Origin of the sequence: Teichococcus wenyumeiae (genome assembly GCF_003696345.1) — a bacterium.
GTDB classification, from domain to species: Bacteria; Pseudomonadota; Alphaproteobacteria; order Acetobacterales; family Acetobacteraceae; genus Pseudoroseomonas; species Pseudoroseomonas wenyumeiae.
Genome location: NZ_RFLX01000166.1, coordinates 1 through 1,008, shown reverse-complemented (window position 1 = coordinate 1,008; position 1,008 = coordinate 1). Strand labels below are relative to the sequence as shown.

The window sequence follows — 1,008 nt, the reverse complement described above, 5'->3', positions numbered from 1 at the left end:
GGTGCCAATCTCAGCACGACTTCGCCGTCGAGAGGGGGCGCCCACCCCATCTAATCGGGGTTTCCAGGTCAAGCACCGATGTGGAAGCTGTCCGCTGCCGGAGTCATGGTTCTCTCCGGGGTCGGTATTATCCGCCCCATGATGGGTGTCAGGGATGGGGCGCCGCGATGTTTGAGGCGGCCTGATCTGGCGGTATGCGCCTGACCGGCCAACGGGCTCTGCGCGGTCGCTTCCACCCACCGTCCCGGCAGGAACAGCCTCTCCGCCGGGGCGGAGCCTGGATGGTGGAGTGCGGGTCAGGCCATCTTGGTTTCCCCGCTCGTCCACCAGAACTCAGTGCCATCCACCCAGATGCAACGGAGGATCACAGCGATCTTGCGAGCCACCGCAATGCGGGCCTTCTTGGGCCCAATACGTTGCGCCAGACGCATGCCCCAGGCCTTGAGTGGGGAGAACCGCCCTACCTTGGTCAGCAGCACGTTGGCTGCCTCGTAGAGGCAGGTGCGGGTGAACGCATCCCCGCACTTCGAGATGCGGCCGTGCCGGTCGGTCTCACCGGATTGGTAGCGGGTTGGTGTCAGCCCCAGATAAGGTCCAACATCGCGGGCATGCTTGAACCGCTCTGGTTCGTCGATGGTGGACAAGAACGCGACCGCGGTGATCGGCCCCACGCCTGGCACGGTCATGAAGCGCTTCAGGGTGGGCTCGCTGCGCACGAGGCGGCGGATATCACAGTCGAGTGCGGCTATCTGGCTTACCACGTGCCGCCGTACCTCGGCGAGCCTGGCTACCAGAGCGCTGATCACCGGATGACCCTCGGCCAGCCTCTCGGCACGGCGGACCAGGGCATCGGTATTGCCGGGGCCCAGGATCAGGCCGAAGGTCTTGAGCAGGCCGCGCAACTGCGCGTCGAGATCCGTGCGGATTGATCCTCCTTGGCTTCCGTGGACACCCAGAGGCAAAGTTTGAGCTGGAGGTGTTTGATGGATCAGCAAGCGACGAGGACCA

1 protein-coding gene is annotated in these 1,008 nt (G+C 64.6%); it reads right to left on the bottom strand.

Features of this window, described 5'->3' with window-relative positions:
- Positions 1 to 296 precede the first annotated feature (296 nt).
- The coding region (locus tag EBE87_RS28410) for an IS110 family RNA-guided transposase (protein WP_147465076.1) at positions 297 to 1,008 on the bottom strand (712 nt) is incomplete at its 5' end.